General features: G+C 62.6%; 12 protein-coding genes. 6 read left to right on the top strand and 6 right to left on the bottom strand.

What is annotated here, in order from left to right; translation table 11 throughout:
* The first annotated feature begins 116 nt into the window (after window positions 1–116).
* From CN933_RS06705 to edd, 5 genes are all read left to right on the top strand, one after another.
* Window positions 117–1,553, top strand: a complete 1,437-nt coding sequence (locus CN933_RS06705; RefSeq protein WP_018094261.1) for a glutamine synthetase family protein — start codon at window positions 117–119, stop codon at window positions 1,551–1,553.
* A 16-nt stretch (window positions 1,554–1,569) separates the two neighbouring features.
* Entirely contained in the window at window positions 1,570–2,856 is a 1,287-nt protein-coding gene (locus CN933_RS06700) for an NAD(P)/FAD-dependent oxidoreductase (protein WP_018094260.1), read from the top strand.
* Window positions 2,857–3,053: 197 nt separating this feature from the next.
* Window positions 3,054–4,529: a glucose-6-phosphate dehydrogenase gene (gene zwf / locus CN933_RS06695; protein WP_018094259.1), complete on the top strand. Its 1,476-nt coding sequence runs from the start codon at window positions 3,054–3,056 to the stop codon at window positions 4,527–4,529.
* An 8-nt stretch (window positions 4,530–4,537) separates the two neighbouring features.
* Window positions 4,538–5,236, top strand: coding sequence for a 6-phosphogluconolactonase (gene pgl / locus CN933_RS06690; protein WP_018094258.1), 699 nt, complete (start codon window positions 4,538–4,540; stop codon window positions 5,234–5,236).
* Between the two features lie 101 nt (window positions 5,237–5,337).
* Window positions 5,338–7,158, top strand: coding sequence for a phosphogluconate dehydratase (edd, locus tag CN933_RS06685; protein ID WP_018094257.1), 1,821 nt, complete (start codon window positions 5,338–5,340; stop codon window positions 7,156–7,158).
* 774 nt (window positions 7,159–7,932) lie between these two features.
* Here edd and CN933_RS06680 read toward each other — a convergent pair.
* The 6 genes from CN933_RS06680 to CN933_RS06655 all read right to left on the bottom strand — a co-directional run bounded on the left by CN933_RS06680 (window position 7,933) and on the right by CN933_RS06655 (window position 14,901).
* Entirely contained in the window at window positions 7,933–8,343 is a 411-nt protein-coding gene (locus CN933_RS06680) for a hypothetical protein (protein ID WP_018094255.1), read from the bottom strand.
* 102 nt (window positions 8,344–8,445) lie between these two features.
* A complete protein-coding gene (locus CN933_RS06675; RefSeq protein WP_018094254.1) occupies window positions 8,446–9,534 on the bottom strand; it encodes an ABC transporter ATP-binding protein in 1,089 nt (362 codons plus the stop codon).
* Between the two features lie 19 nt (window positions 9,535–9,553).
* Window positions 9,554–11,203, bottom strand: coding sequence for a beta-galactosidase BglA (bglA, locus tag CN933_RS06670; RefSeq protein ID WP_018094253.1), 1,650 nt, complete (start codon window positions 11,201–11,203; stop codon window positions 9,554–9,556).
* Between the two features lie 35 nt (window positions 11,204–11,238).
* The gene (locus CN933_RS06665; RefSeq protein WP_102761369.1) at window positions 11,239–12,381 is read right to left on the bottom strand and encodes a carbohydrate ABC transporter permease; all 1,143 of its coding nucleotides are present in this window, start codon (window positions 12,379–12,381) and stop codon (window positions 11,239–11,241) included.
* Window position 12,382: 1 nt separating this feature from the next.
* On the bottom strand, window positions 12,383–13,393 hold the full coding sequence (locus CN933_RS06660) for a carbohydrate ABC transporter permease (RefSeq protein ID WP_003529835.1): 1,011 nt from the start codon (window positions 13,391–13,393) through the stop codon (window positions 12,383–12,385).
* A 149-nt stretch (window positions 13,394–13,542) separates the two neighbouring features.
* Complete coding sequence (locus CN933_RS06655; protein ID WP_018094251.1) at window positions 13,543–14,901, bottom strand: ABC transporter substrate-binding protein; 1,359 nt, start codon at window positions 14,899–14,901, stop codon at window positions 13,543–13,545.
* A gap of 317 nt (window positions 14,902–15,218) precedes the next feature.
* On the opposite strand from CN933_RS06655, the gene CN933_RS06650 reads away from it, so the two are divergent.
* Entirely contained in the window at window positions 15,219–16,250 is a 1,032-nt protein-coding gene (locus CN933_RS06650) for a substrate-binding domain-containing protein (RefSeq protein ID WP_026168534.1), read from the top strand.
* Window positions 16,251–16,311: the final 61 nt, after the last annotated feature.

Genomic DNA, 16,311 nt, shown 5'->3' with positions numbered 1-16,311 from the left:
CCTTCTGTTTCCGTATCCTCCTTTCCGGTGAGCAGGGCGAAAGTCAATCGCGGGCATCTAGCTAATTGTCGAACTGCGGCTATGATTGCGCTATCCGAAGCCAAACCCGGTGATTTATGTCTTCCAAGAGAAGTGTTGCCCAAGAGACAGCAAAGGTCAGCAAGAGTTCGAAAATACCCCTCGCCCTGCATGCCGCCCGTGGCGTGAAGACCTGGACCGAAGCGGTCGACTGGCTCAAGATCCGCGGCATCGAAGATATCGAGTGCATCACGCCCGACCTTGCGGGCGTTGCGCGCGGCAAGATGATGCCGACGTCCAAGTTCACGTCCAATACCTCCCTCGCCTTGCCCTCGGCGATCTACCGGCACACGATTTCCGGCGAATATCCGGAAGAGACCGGGCAATTCCGCTATGATTCCCGCGACAGCGACATCAAGCTCGTTCCGGACCTGTCCACCCTTTCGATCGTTCCATGGGAAAGCGACCCGACGGCCCAGGTCATCTGCGACATCGTCGGCTCCCAGGGCGAGCAGATCAGCTATACGCCGCGCAACGTGCTGAAGCGCGTCATCGAGCTCTACCGGCAGAAGGGCTGGAAACCGGTGGTCGCGCCGGAGATCGAATTCTATCTCGTCGCCCAGAACGACGATCCGGACTATCCGCTGCGGCCGCCGAAGGGCCGGTCCGGCCGCTCGATCCTCGGCGGCCAGGGCTATTCGATTGCGGGCATCAACGAGTTCGACGAGCTCATCGACGACATCTACCATTTCTCCGAAAAGCAAGGCCTCGAGATCGATACGCTGATCCACGAAGAGGGGCCGGCGCAGCTTGAGATCAACCTCAGGCACGGCGATCCGATCGAGCTTGCCGACCAGGTCTTCCTTTTCAAGCGGACCATCCGCGAAGCTGCGCTGAAGCACGGAATCTATGCGACATTCATGGCGAAGCCCATGCAGGGCCAGCCCGGCTCCGCCATGCATATCCACCAATCGGTGGTCGACATCGAGACCGGCCGCAATATCTTCTCCAATCCCGACGGCTCACCCTCCCAGGCGTTCTTTTCCTTCATAGGCGGCATGCAGCTTTACGTGCCGCGGACGTTGTCGATGATGGCGCCCTATGTGAATTCCTATCGGCGCCTCACGCCGGACATGTCGGCGCCGGTCAACACCGCCTGGGGCTATGACAACCGGACCACGGCGTTCCGCATCCCTGTCTCGGATCCGGTCGCCCGGCGCATCGAGAACCGCCTGCCGAGCTCGGATGCCAACCCCTATCTGGCGCTCGCGGCCTCGCTCGGCTGCGGCTATCTCGGCATCATCGAGGGCCTGCAGGCGACACCGCCTACGGAACACACCGCCAATGAGGGCGAAATCGAACTGCCGCGAGGGCTGCTCGAGGCCGTTTCGCTGCTCGAATCGGCTCCCGCGCTGGCGGAGGTCTTCAGCGCCGAGTTCATCGCCATCTATGCCGGCGTGAAGCGTGGCGAGTTCGAAACCTTCATGCAGGTCATCAGCCCGTGGGAACGCGAATTCCTGCTCCTGAATGTCTGATCCGGAATAGGTTTCCATGACCTGGCAAAGCCCGATTTCGCCCGGATATTCCTGGTACGAGGCGACGACTCCCGAGCGGCCCGCCTTCCCGGTCATGCCGGGCTCCCGCAAGGCCGACGTCGCCATTATCGGCGGCGGCTATACCGGCCTGCAGGCCGCCTGCAATCTCGCTCGGAGCGGGACCGACGTCACCCTGATCGACGCCTGCCGCTTCGGCGACGGCGCCTCGGGCCGCAATGGCGGGCAGTTCGGCACCGGGCAACGTGTGTGGGCCGACGAAACGGAGGAGGTGCTCGGCCGCGAATGGGCGCAGCGGCTCTTCGATATGGCCGAGAACGCCAAGCGCTATGTCCTGGGATTTGCCGAAGAGCACGCGATCGACATCGAATTCATGCCGGGCCAGCTCTCGGTCGGCCACAAGGCAAGCCTCGAAAGGGACTATCGCAACCACGTCGAGGCGATGACCGAGCGCTACGGCTATCCGCACCTTTCCTTCATGGATCGCGAGGAAACCGTGAGCCGGCTCGGCTCCAGCCATTACCACTTCGGTATCCGCGATACCGGGACCGGCCACATCCACCCGATGAAGCTGGTTGTTGGGCTCGTCAGAGAGGCGGCGCTCGCCGGCGCCAATCTCTACGAGGGCACGACGGCGCTCAAGATCGAGAAGAAGGGCGGCGCGGTCGTCATCGAGACGACGAGCGGCACGATCACGGCCGACCGGGCGCTGATCGCCTGCAACGGCTATATCGGCAATCTCGAGCCCGTGACCGCGAGCCACGTCATGCCGATCCGCTCCTTCATCGGCGCGACGACGGTGCTGCACGGCCATACCGGGATTCTGCCCGGGGGCGAATCGGTCGACGATTCGCGCTTCGTCGTACGCTATTTCCGAAAATCGAAAGACGGGCGGCTGCTCTTCGGCGGGCGCGAGGCCTACACTGCCGACAATCCGCGTGAAATTTCGGCGCACATACGCCGGCAGATCTGCGAAATCTACCCGGATCTCGCCGATGTGGAGATCACTCACGCCTGGGGCGGCTCGGTCGGCATCACCATGCCGCGCCAACCCTTCTGCCGCGAGGTCATGCCGGGCGTCACCACGATCGGCGGTTACTCCGGCCATGGCGTCATGCTCGCCAATTATTGCGGCAAACTCTATGCCGAGCTCGCGCTCGGCAAGTCCACCGAGCTCGATCTGCTGAAGCAGCTCAAAATACCGGCCTTCCCCGGCGGAACACGGTTCCGCTCGGCACTCCTGTTTCTGGCGCTCAGCTGGTACGCACTGCGCGACCGGTTCTAAAGGGAAGGCCCTCCGAGATTCCAGACGGTGGGCGCAAAGTCCTTGAAATGCTGCATATTTCTGTTCCCCGCGCGGTGATGATATAAGGAACGGTGTGTCGGCAGCCGTGCGGCCAGCCATTTTGTTGCAGTGCACCCTAGCCATTTTAAATCGATTAGATTATACCAGCCCAGACCTCAACGAGATCGAGACATCCCATGAGCAGCCAGATCATTCCCGTCGAACCGTTTGACTATGTGGTGTTCGGGGGCACCGGCGATCTTGCCGAGCGCAAGCTGCTGCCGGCCCTCTACCACCGTCAGATGGAAGGCCAGTTCACGGAGCCGACGCGGATCATCGGCGCCTCGCGCGCGAGCCTTTCCCATGACGAATACCGCAAGTTCGCGAGCGACGCCCTGAAAGAACACCTGAAGGCCGGGGAGTTCAACGAGGCGGAAGTCGAGAAATTCACCTCACGTCTCTACTACGTCTCCGTCGACGCTAAGTCCGAGCAGGGCTGGGACGATCTGAAGAAGCTCCTGGAAGAGGGCAAGGACCGTACCCGTGCCTTCTATCTCGCCGTAGGACCGGCGATCTTCAGCGACATTTCCGAAAAGATCCGCGATCACAAGCTCATCACCAGGAACACCCGCATCGTCGTCGAGAAGCCGATCGGCCGCGATCTCGCTTCCGCGACGGAGCTCAACGACACGATCGGCAAGGTCTTCCGCGAAGAGCAGATTTTCCGCATCGACCACTATCTCGGCAAGGAGACGGTGCAGAATCTGATGGCCCTGCGCTTTGCCAACGCGCTGTACGAGCCATTGTGGAATTCCGCCCACATCGACCACGTGCAGATCACCGTTTCTGAAGCCGTCGGGCTCGAGAATCGCGCAGGTTACTACGACAAGGCGGGCGCGCTGCGCGACATGGTGCAGAACCACATCCTCCAGCTCCTCTGTTTCGTCGCCATGGAGGCGCCGACGTCGATGGACGCGGAGGCCGTGCGCGACGAGAAGCTCAAGGTGCTTCGCGCGCTGAAGCCGATCACCGCCTCCAATGTCGAGCAGGTGACGGTCCGGGGCCAGTACCGCGCGGGCGCATCGTCCGGAGGCCCGGTCAAGGGCTATCTCGAAGAGCTCGAAGGAGGCGTTTCCAATACGGAAACCTTCGTCGCGATCAAGGCCGAGATAAGCAATTGGCGCTGGGCAGGCGTGCCCTTCTATCTGCGTACCGGAAAGCGCATGGCGGGCCGCATGTCGGAGATCGTCATCACCTTCAAGCAGATTCCGCACTCGATCTTCGATCAGAGCGCCGGCCGCATTTCGGCCAACCAGCTGATGATCCGCCTGCAGCCGAATGAAGGCGTCAAGCAGTCGCTGATGATCAAGGATCCCGGACCGGGCGGCATGCGGCTGAGGAACGTGCCCCTGGACATGAGCTTCGCCGAGGCCTTTGCGGTTCGCAATGCGGATGCCTATGAACGCCTGCTGCTGGACGTCATCCGCAACAACCAGACCCTGTTCGTGCGCCGCGACGAAGTGGAAGCGGCCTGGCAATGGATCGACCCGATCCTCAAGGCCTGGGAAGCAACCGGACAGCAGGTGCAAGGCTATACCGCCGGAACCTGGGGCCCGAGCCAATCGATCGCGCTGATCGAGCGCGACGGCCGTACTTGGAACGATGCGATCTAGGGCCGATCATGAGCGCGAACATGCACATATTCGAAAATCCGTCCGCATTGGCCGAGGCCCTCGCGGACGACGTCGGTGCAAGGCTCGCCGCCGCGATCGCTGCGAGAGGCACGGCAAGCTTCGCGGTATCGGGCGGCTCGACCCCGAAGGCCTTTTTCCGGTCGCTGTCGCGTCGCGAGCTCGATTGGTCGAAAGTGACGGTCACCCTCGTCGACGAGCGTTTCGTGCCGCCGGAAAACGAGCGCTCCAACCATCGCCTGGTTGCCGATAACCTGCTCAAGGACGAGGCTGCACAGGCGCGTTTCGTTCCGCTCTATCACGCGGCCGAGACTGCGGAAGCGGCCGCGGCGATCGCGAGCGACAGGACGGCAAGTCTCGGCGCACCCTTCGATGTCGTGGTGCTCGGCATGGGAACGGACGGGCATACGGCCTCGTTCTTTCCCGGAGGGACGCACCTTGAAGAGGCGCTCGACTCCACGACGCCGCGCGGCGTGATCACCATGGAAGCGGAAGGAGCCGGCGAACCCCGCCTCACCTTCACCTTCTCCAGCCTGCAGGATGCCGGCTATCTGGTGCTGCATATCGAAGGCAGCGGCAAGAAAGAGGTGCTTGCCCAGGCCCAGGCGCCCGGCGACGAGGCAGAGATGCCCATCCGGGCCGTGCTTCGGCGGGCCACATCACCGCTGCAGATTTACTGGGCGCCCTGAGGCGACCCGGAAAGCGCCGCAACGCTCCCCGCACGCTGTGGCGCTCGAAGCCGATGATCGATGAAGAAAGGAGTCGTAGGACTCCGGAAGAGGATGTGTCCATGTCCGCCGATTCCCGCATAGCCGCCATTACCGCCCGCATCGTCGAACGCTCGAAGCCCCACCGCGAGCCCTACCTCGATCGCGTCCGCAGCGCTGCGACGAACGGACCGCACCGGACCGTTCTCGGCTGCGGCAATCTTGCGCACGGATTTGCGGTCTGTTCCCCCGCCGAGAAGGTGGCGCTTGCGGGCGACCGCGTCCCCAACCTCGGCATCATCACCTCTTACAACGACATGCTTTCGGCGCATCAGCCGTTCGAAACCTATCCGGCACTGATCCGGGAGGCCGCGCACGAGGCGGGCGGCGTCGCTCAGGTCGCCGGCGGCGTTCCGGCAATGTGCGACGGCGTCACCCAAGGGCAGCCCGGCATGGAGCTGTCGCTCTTCTCGCGCGATGTCATCGCCATGGCGGCCGGCATCGGCCTGTCGCACAACATGTTCGACGCGGCCGTCTATCTCGGCGTCTGCGACAAGATCGTGCCCGGGCTCGCGATCGCGGCGCTCACCTTCGGCCATCTGCCCGCGGTCTTCATCCCCGCCGGACCGATGACCACGGGCCTGCCGAACGACGAGAAAGCCAGGGTTCGGCAACTCTTCGCCGAAGGCAAGGTCGGCCGCGACGAGCTCCTGGAGGCGGAGTCCAAGTCCTATCACGGCCCCGGCACCTGCACCTTCTACGGCACCGCCAATTCCAACCAGATGCTGATGGAGATCATGGGCTTCCACCTGCCCGGCGCCTCCTTCATCAATCCCGGCACGCCGCTTCGCGACGCGCTGACCAGGGAAGCGACGAAGCGGGCGCTTGCGATCACCGCGCTCGGCAACGAATTCACGCCCGCCGGCGAGATGATCGACGAGCGGTCGATCGTCAACGGCGTCGTCGGCCTGCATGCGACCGGCGGCTCGACGAACCACACGATGCATCTCGTCGCGATGGCCCGCGCCGCGGGGATCGTGCTTACCTGGCAGGACATTTCGGAGCTTTCCGATCTCGTGCCGCTGCTCGCGCGCGTCTATCCGAACGGGCTGGCCGACGTGAACCATTTCCACGCCGCAGGCGGCATGGGCTTCCTCATCGCCCAGCTCCTCAGGAAAGGCTTGCTGCACGACGACGTCCGTACCGTCTACGGGCAGGGGCTCAGCGCCTATGCGATCGACGTGAAGCTCGGCGAGAACGGCAGCGTCAAGCGCGAGCCTGCGCCGGAGACGAGCGCCGACCCGAAGGTGCTCGCGACCGTCGACCGCCCGTTCCAGCATACCGGCGGCCTCAAAATGCTGAGCGGAAATATCGGCAAGGCGGTCATCAAGATCTCCGCCGTCAAGCCAGAGAGCCACGTCATCGAAGCTCCGGCCAAGATCTTCAACGATCAGGCGGAACTGAACGCCGCCTTCAAGGCGGGAAGGCTCGAAGGCGACTTCGTAGCCGTCGTGCGCTTTCAGGGGCCGAAGGCCAACGGCATGCCGGAACTGCATAAGCTGACGACGGTGCTCGGCATCCTGCAGGATCGCGGCCAGAAAGTCGCGATCCTCACCGACGGGCGCATGTCGGGCGCCTCCGGCAAGGTTCCGGCAGCGATCCATGTGACCCCGGAAGCGAAGGAAGGCGGCCCGATCGCACGCATCCAGGAGGGCGACATCGTCCGCATCGACGCGATCAACGGCAAGGTCGAGGTGCTCATCGAGGACATCGCGCTGAAAACGCGCGTGCCGGCGCATATCGACCTCTCCGACAACGAATTCGGAATGGGCCGCGAGCTCTTCGCTCCGTTCAGGCAGATTGCCGGCGCGGCCGACCGCGGCGGAAGCGTGCTGTTTCATTAGGGCCCGTTGCGATTCATTTCGAGTTTATGACGGCTGCTGCGAGATGAATGATGGCGTGGAAGCTCTGGTCGGTTTGTCGGCACGCAGGGCGATGCGCGTCTCATAAGACGCGCGGCACTGTAGGAAACTTTTTGGAGGACTGCGACGTCTCCTCCCCTCATCCCTGTGCTCGTCACAGGGATGAAAGCAGCGCCGCGTCTGCGGTGCGGAAGGGCCTTTCCAGCCCAAGGACTTGGTCTGGCTGGATTCCTGTGACAAGCACAGGAATGAGGGAGCGGGGATGTGCGGCGACTACATCGAAGCGAAGCGGGACGCTGTATACGGGCGTGACTCGCGACCTTCCGCGCCTCGCTATCTTCACGGTTTATGAAGCGCGCCGAGGGGCCGCACCCTCTCGACCCTCATCCCCTGTGCTCGTCACAGGGATCCAGCAGCGCCGCGTCTGCGGCGCGGGAAGCGTTCTTTCAGCCCAAGGACTTGGTCTGGCTGGATTCCTGTGACAAGCACAGGAATGAGGGACCGGGATGTACGGCTCCTACAACATTCGCTTGTGAATATGCGAGGGGATGGTCAATCTGTGACGCAATGAAACGCGCCGTTGGCGCTGGCTACGCTGAACTGTCTGCGCCGGCGACAGCGCTCCTTGCTTTCGCGATCTACGCAGTTGGCCTGATGTTTGCGCGACGCGAGTGGTTTTTTGCAGCCGAGTAAGCTACCGAGACGATCCGCGCAGCGGTTCCCCCGGTCCCTTGCGACCGGAGGGCCGCGTCATTCTCAGCGATAAATGTCGAGCGTGCGGTTCCGGTGGTTCGGATGGGTGCTGTAGACGAAGATCCGGTTGAGGTCCCGCTCGCTCAGAAGCCGCAGGAATCGCGCCTCGATGATGTTGTTGGTATGCACCCGCTTCAGAAGGCAGCCGATCAGGGGGATGCGGGCGCTCGGTATGTCCAGATAGAAATTCTGCGGCAGCTGGAACTGGGTCAGAATGCCGATCAGGGCGCTGCTCCTGGAGAGCTTGATGATCTCGCAGCGGCGCGACGAGAGGTTCTGCATACCCTTTTCGGTGAATTCGATCCGCGCCTCGTTCCGCGTGTCCTCCATCGGGAAATTCGCCTCCCGATCGTACATGAATGACTCTTCCTTGTTAAGAAAGTGCCGGTTGATCACGGGGGCTGCACTGCTCATCGAACTCGCCTTTTCGCATTTCACTGCGACGACGCTAACCCATGAAATTTAACAGAGGGTTCAGGGCTGCAGGCCGAAAATGCCCCCGGCCCTGCAGCCGAACTACGCCCGATAGCTCTGTCCCTTGGTGTCGAAGAGATGCAGCTTCGCCTTGTCGGCCGTGAACCGCACCTTGTCGCCGCGGCCGACGCGGGCGATCCCGGGCATCTTGGCGATGATCGGCTCGTCTTCGACCAGTCCTTCGATGTAGAGCAAGGTCACCTCGCCCAGCGCCTCGACGATCGAGACCGTGCCCTCGAACAGGAAATCGTCGGTCGCGGTCACCTGCAGGTCTTCCGGGCGCACGCCGAAGCTTGCCGTCTTGCCGTTTTCTGAGGCATTGGTCGGAATGTCGAGCGTCACCGATTTCCCGCCCGCGAGCGTGACGGCGGTCTGTTGGCCGGTCGCGGTGATCGTCGCCGGGATGACGTTCATGGCCGGGGAGCCGATGAAGCGCGCAACGAAGAGATTTGCCGGCCGCTCGTAGAGTTCGAGGGGCGCCCCGACCTGCTCGATGTGACCGGCGGAGAGGACCACGATGCGGTCGGCCAGCGTCATCGCCTCCACCTGGTCATGGGTGACGTAGATCATGGTGGTGTCCGACAGCCGCTCGCTGAGCTTGGCGATCTCGATGCGGGTCGCCACCCGCAGCGCGGCGTCGAGGTTGGAGAGCGGCTCGTCGAAAAGGAAGACCTTGGGATTGCGGCAGATCGCCCGGCCGATGGCCACGCGCTGCCGCTGGCCGCCGGAAAGCGCCTTCGGAAGCCGGTCGAGATATGGGGTGAGCTGAAGCATGTCCGCGGCTCCACGCACACGGCGGTCGATCTCCTCCTTCGATTCCCTGGCGATCCGCATGCCGAAGGCCATGTTGTCGTAAACGGTCATATGCGGATAGAGCGCATAGGACTGGAACACCATGGCGATGCCGCGCTTGGAAGGCGGCACGTCGTTGACCCGCTCGCCGTCGATGAACATGTCGCCGCCGGTTATTTCCTCGAGCCCGGCGATCATGCGCAGAAGCGTGGACTTCCCGCATCCGGACGGCCCGACGAAGACGACGAACTCGCCTTCCTTGATGTCGAGATCGATGCCGTGAATTACGTCGACGGCCCCGTAGGACTTGCGGATATCTTTCAGCAGCAGGCCTGTCATGGCACCCTCCCCTCGGTTCTCAGGCCAGACGCGCGAAAAACGCGCCCCAGGCCGGCAGCTTGACCTCGTGATCCAGTATCCCCGTGACGAAGCCGTGGCCCTCGAGCGGCTCCAGCCGCTTCATCGGCAGTTCCTTCGTCGCAGCTTCGTCGCTCATGTTGAACAGGCAAAAGATTCTCTCATTGCCATGGCTGCGCAGGAAGCCGAGCAAGGAGCCCCTGGTCTCGACGAATTCGATCTCGCCCTTGGCCAAGGCCGGATGCGCCTTTCTGAAGGCGAGAAAGCGGCGGTAGTGATGCAGCACCGCGGCCGGGTCGCCCTCCTGCACGGCAACCGCCCGCGGAATGTGGCTCTCGGAAATCGGCAGCCACGGCCTCGCGCTGCTGAAGCCGCCATCGGGCAGACTCTCCCATACCATCGGCGTGCGGCAGCCGTCCCGACCCTTGAAGTCGGGCCAGAACTGAATGCCATAGGGATCCCGGAGATCCTCATAGGCGAGCTCCGCCTCGGCGAGCGCAAGTTCCTCGCCCTGATAGATGCAGACGGTACCGCGCAACGACATCAAGAGGCTGGCGAGCAACTTCGCATGCGCGTGATGATCGGTAACGCCATCGGCCCAGCGGCTGACGTGGCGGACCACATCATGGTTCGAGAAGGCCCAGCAGGCCCAGCCTTCGGGGGCGGCCCTCTGGAAGTCGCGCAGAACCTCGGCCACGCGCTGCGGCGTCAGCCGATCGGGCGCCAAAAACTCGAAGGCGTAGCACATGTGCACCTTGTCGCCGCCCGACGTGTATTCGCCTGCGATCTCGAGGCCGCGCTGGCTGTCGCCGACCTCGCCGACGGCGGCGATCGCCGGGAACTCGTCCATCACCGCCCGGAAGCGCTTCAGGAACTCCAGGTTCTCCGGCCGGTTCTTGTCGTAGATATGCTCCTGATAGTTATAGGGATTGACCGCCGGCGCAGTCGAGGCGTTCCGGCGCTCGGGAACGAGCGCGGGGTTGTCGCGCAGTTCGCGGTCATGGAAATAGAAGTTGATGGTGTCCAGCCGGAAACCGTCGACGCCCCGCTCCAGCCAGAAGCGCTCGACGGCAAGCAAGGCCTCCTGAACCTCGGCGTTATGCAGATTGAGGTCGGGCTGCGAGGTGAGAAAGTTGTGCAGATAATATTGCAGGCGGGTGGGATCCCACTGCCAGGCGGAACCGCCGAAAATCGACAGCCAATTGTTGGGCGGCGTGCCGTCCGGCTTCGAATCCGCCCAGACATACCAGTCCGCTTTCGCATTGCTGCGGCTGGAGCGGCTTTCGACGAACCAGGGATGCTGGTCGGAGGTATGTGACAGCACGAGGTCGATCATCACCCGGAGGCCGAGCCGGTGGGCCTCGGCGATCAGCGCATCGAAGTCTTCGAGCGCCCCGAAGATAGGATCGACATCGACATAGTTCGAGACGTCGTAACCGAAGTCCCGCATCGGCGACGTGAAGAAGGGCGAAATCCAGATCGCGTCCGCGCCGAGCCCGGCAATGTGGGGCAGACGGGCCGTGATCCCCTGCAGATCGCCGATGCCGTCGCCATTGCTGTCCTGAAAGGAGCGCGGATAGATCTGATAGATCACCGCGCCGCGCCACCAATCCCTGTCGGGCTCGAGAATTGAGCTCGTCGTTTCGTTCATTGTCATGCTGTTCAGGATTCCTTGTCTGAAATCGATCAGCCGCCCTTGACCGACCCAGCCAGCAGGCCGCGCACCAGGTAGCGTTGCAGGGCGAAGAAGACGATCAGCGGAACGACGATAGTGATGAAGGCGGAGGCGGTGAGAATTTCCCAATTGCCGCCGCGCGAACCGAGGAGATTGACCAGACGCCCGGTCAGCACCAGCTTGTCGTCCCCCGCGCCGAGGAAGACGATGGCGACGAGAAGGTCGTTCCAGGTCCAGAGAAACTGGAAGATGGCAAAGGAGGCGAGCGCCGGAAACGACAGGGGCAGAATGATCTTGATGAAGATATCGAAATCGCTGGCGCCGTCGACGCGCGCCGATTCCATGATCTCGCGCGGCAGGCCGGCCATGTAGTTGCGCAGGAGATAGATGGCGAGCGGCAGGCCGAAGCCGGTATGGGCGAGCCAGATGCCCATATAGGTCTTGGCGGACACGCCGAAGAAGGCGCCGACGCCGTTATAAAGCTGCAGCAGCGGAATGAGCGACATCTGCAGCGGCACGACGAGAAGACCGACGACCACGGCGAGCAGGATCGCGCGGCCGGGAAAGGGCATCCAGGCGAGCGCGTAGGCGGCGAAGGCCGCGATCAGAATGGGAATGACGGTTGACGGTACGGCGACGGTCAGCGAATTCAGGAAGGATCTGCCGATGCCCGCAGCACTCAGGACCTCGGCATAATTGTCGAGCGTGAAGCGCGGTGGCGTGGTGGCCGTAAAGAAGATCCGCTGGCCGCGCGAGCCCTCCATCCGCTGATCCGAAACGATCTCGAAACTGCCGTCTGCCTGCACCGTCAGCTTTTCGCCGTCGTTGAGCTCGGCCGTTTCGCCGGGTTTGAATTTGGTGGGTTCGCGGCTGGAAAATCCGAAGGCGGAAACCTCTCCCCGGCTCTCCAGCAGGTTCCCGGAAATCACGTACTTGCCGTCGCGCTCGACCTGGTTCTCGGCCGAGGGCGCGCGGGCGACGGCATTGCGCGACGAGCTGGAAAGGGCCGTCCACCAGCCGGAAACGGCGAGCTGGTCCTTGTCGCGCAAGGAGGAAATCAAAAGGCCGGCCGTCGGCAGGGTCCAGAGCAGGACCAGAAGCAGGACGGAAAGATGTACGGCCCAGGTGAGTGGAGAACGCCTTGACGGATTCATTTCAGTGCCCCCCGGATTCCCTGGTCGCGTTGCGGATGTTCCAGATCATGATCGGGACGACCAGGATCATGATGACCACCGCGATCGCCGCGCCCCGGCCGAAGTCGCCGCCGCCGCGGAACATCCAGTCGAACATGAGGTTGGCAAGCACCTGGCTCTGCCATTGCCCGTTCGTCATCGCGAGCACGATATCGAAAACCTTGAGGACCAGGATGGTGATGGTCGTCCACACGACGGCGATCGTGCCCCAGATCTGCGGCACCATGATCTTGAAGAATATCTGCCAGCCATTGGCGCCGTCGATGACCGCCGCCTCGATCGTCTCCTCCGGAATGCCGCGCAGCGCCGCCGAAAGGATGACCATGGCAAAGCCGGTCTGGATCCAGATGAGGATGACCATCAGGAAGAAGTTGTTCCAGAAGGGCAGCGTGATCCAGGCCTGCGGCTCGCCGCCAAGCGCGACTACGATGGCGTTCAGGAGACCGATCTGTTCGGAGCCTGCGGCGCGGTAGTCATAGATGAATTTCCAGATGACGGCTGCGCCGACGAAGGAAATCGCCATCGGCATGAAGATCAGCGTCTTGGCGATATTGCCCCACCAGATGCGGTCGGTCAGTGCCGCAATGATCAGGCCGAAGAAGGTCGAAAGAGCCGGCACGACGAGAAGCCAGAGGAAATTGTTGAAGATCGACTGGCGGAATTCGCCGTCATTGATCATCCAGGAATAGTTGCTCAGGCCGACGAAGTTCTGGCCTCCCCGCCCATGAAGGCTCAGCCAGACCGATTGGACGACGGGGTAGACGAGGTAGAGCGTCAGCGCCAGCAGTGCCGGGGCGAGAAACAGCCAGGGACGAATGCTGTTGGCGATACGCAGGTTGCGCGAGGCGACGGCACCGAACTTGCCCTTGGACGGGAATATCCAGTCGAGAACGAGATTCGTGCTCCAGAAATAGGCTGCGCAGACCAGAACGCCGGCCACCATCGTCAGAATGGCAGCAATCAACTGCTCCATGACACATTCCTCCCCTCTCACGCCTTCGCAGGCGTCTGCAGGCGCTTTGCATAACGGCCGCTGCCGTTTTTATCGGGCGGCCCTCCAGCCGGAGGACCGCCGAATGAGGAACAGGCAGACGATGCCCCCACCGTCCGGCTGACCGGATCTTACTTGATGGAGTCCCATGCCTTCTGTACGCCGGCCGCGACGTCGGCCGAGGACTTGCCTCCGACGAAGTCGACCATGCCGGTCCAGAAGGCGCCGGCCCCGATCTTGCCGGGCATCAGGTCGGAGCCGTCGAAGCGGAACGTCGTGGCGTTCAGCAGGATTTCACCCTGTTTCTTCAGCGGCGGATTTCCGTAGACGTCGACATTGACGCTCTTGTAAGGCGTGAGGAAGCTCGTCTGCGCCATCCAGACCTCGTGCGCGATCGGGGTCTTCAGGAACTCGATGAAGGCGCGTGCCGCCGGCGTGTCCTTGGTGATCATCGCCAGGGTGCCTGCGCCGAGGACCGGATTGCCGAGCTCCTTTTTGCTTTCATAGGGCGGCATGTAGAAGAAGTCGGCATCCTCTCCGACGACCTTGCCTTCCGGGAAGAAGGACGGAATGAACGAGGCCTGATGGTGCAGGTAGCACTTCGGCGGAGAACTGAAGAGCCCTTTCGGGCTGTCCCGGAAGTCGGTCGACGCCACCGCCGCTGCACCGCCGTCGACGAAGGCGTCATTGCGCGCGAACCAGCCGAACTCCTCCAGCGCACCCGTGACCGCCGCATCCGTGAACGGTATCTCGTTCTTCACCCATTTGTCGTAGGTCTCGGCGGGCTGGGTCCGCAGCATCAGGTCCTCGACCCAGTCGGTCGCCGGCCAACCCGTCGCGCCGCCCGAACCGAGACCTATGCACCACGGCTTTTCGCCGTCTTCTGCGATCTTCTCCGTCAGCGCTTTCAATTCTTCCATGGTCTTCGGGACTTCGTAGCCGGCATCCTCGAAGTTCTCCGGCACGTACCAGACCAGAGACTTGACGTCGATCTTGTACGGGAAGGCGTAAAGCGCCGGCGTTCCGTCCTTGCCGTTATAGGTGGAGAGGTCGACCCAGGACTGGCCTGCAGCATAATTGTCGAGGAGCCATTGCTTGGTTTCGTCGCCGAGCGGCGTCAGAAGGCCCTTGGCGGCCAGATCGGCGATGAGACCCGGCTGCGGCAGGATTGCGACATCGGGCGGGCTTCCCGCCTGCGTATCGATGACGATCTGCTGCTCGTAGTTTTCCGAGGAGGAATATTTGAGCTCCACGCCGGTCGCCTCGACGAAATAGGCATAGACGCTCTTGAACAGAGCCTCGTCCTCGCCGCGCCAGGGGCCGAAGATCGTGAGCGTCTGACCCTTGAGGTCGTGACCTTTCTTGAACTCCTCCAGGCTCGCCCAGTTGAACCTGGAATCCTCTCCCGGCTTGAACTTCAGGTCGGCGGCGCCCGCAGTCCCTGCAAGCAATGCGAATGCGGCCACGCCGATCAGCAACGATCTCTTCACCTCTTGTCCTCCCCAAAAAGAAGCCCGGGCGGACGCCTCGGGCGAATGTCGAAGCGCGAATTCATGGCTCCGTTTATGAGCAGCATTCAAAGCGCTTTGAGCTCGCTAACACTCCATTGCTGCAGAGAAAGAGTCAAGAGCTTTCCTTCTCGTCCGGAATTGTGCGGCATTTTTGCTTTGCGGCAACGTTTTGCGGCGCAAGATGCAGGTTTTTCGCTTTTTTGAACCCTATCCCGATGATACAGGACATCAGAGGTACTTGCCGAAGCAAGAAAAATGAAAAAGATATTCAAAGCGCTTTGGAAGGGATTCTCGCCATGCCGGTCAATCTCAAGCAATTGGCGGAACTGCTCGGTCTGTCCCAGACCACGGTCAGCCGGGCGCTGAACGGCTATCCGGAGGTCAATGCGGAAACGCGGGCGCGGGTGCTGGAGGCGGTGCGCGAGACGGGTTACAGGCCCAACCGCGCCGCACAGCGCCTCGCGACCGGAAAAGCCTATTCGATCGGGCTCGTCATGCCGATCGCATCGGGAATCGATTCGGACATCCATTTCGGTGAATTCCTGGCGGGGCTGGCGGAGGAAGCGGTCGAGCACGATTTCCACTTCGTGCTGAACCCCAGTGCGCCCGAAGACGAGGAGGCGACATTCCGCCGGCTTGCGGCGAGCGGCAATGTCGACGCTGTCTTCACCGCCTATATGCGCGCGAACGACCCCCGCATCGAGATGCTGAAGGGTCTTTCCATTCCCTTCGTGGTGCATGGCCGCTCCATCGGCGGTCCCCGGGACTATCCGTTCCTCGACGTGGACAATACCGGCGCCTTCTACGACGCCGCCAGGCTTCTCATCCAACTCGGCCACAACCGCATCGCCCTGATCAACGGGCCGGAACACCTCACCTTCTCCATCCGCCGGAAAAAGGGGCTGGTGCGCGCGCTTGCGGAAAAGGGCCTCAACCTCGACGATGCGCTCGTCCATCACTCTGCGATGACCGACGAGCATGGCTATCGGAGCATGCAGCGTTTCCTCAAACGGCCGAACCCGCCGACCGCCGTCCTTTGTTCCAGTACCGTGCTGGCGCTCGGCGCGGTGCGCGCGATCAACCAGGCCGGACTCACCATCGGCACCGACATCTCGCTCATCGCCCATGACGACGTCCTGCCGATGCTGAAGCCCGAGAACTTCAGCATACCACTGACGACGACGCGCTCCTCGCTTCGCGCAGCCGGTGCACGCATCGCCAAACGGCTGATCGGCGGCATACTCAATCAGGCAGACTATCCCGAGCAGGAGCTTTGGCGCGCCGAACTGATCGTGCGCGCCTCGACGGGGCCTGCACCGAACAGGTAGAGCCGCGATCGTTTCGCAAACCGCTTCACCCCTCCCCAACCCCTCCCCACAGGTGGGAGGA

Origin of the sequence: Sinorhizobium sp. M4_45 (assembly GCF_002885915.1) — a bacterium.
GTDB lineage: Bacteria > Pseudomonadota > Alphaproteobacteria > Rhizobiales > Rhizobiaceae > Sinorhizobium > Sinorhizobium meliloti_A.
This window is presented reverse-complemented; position numbering and strand designations above follow the sequence as displayed.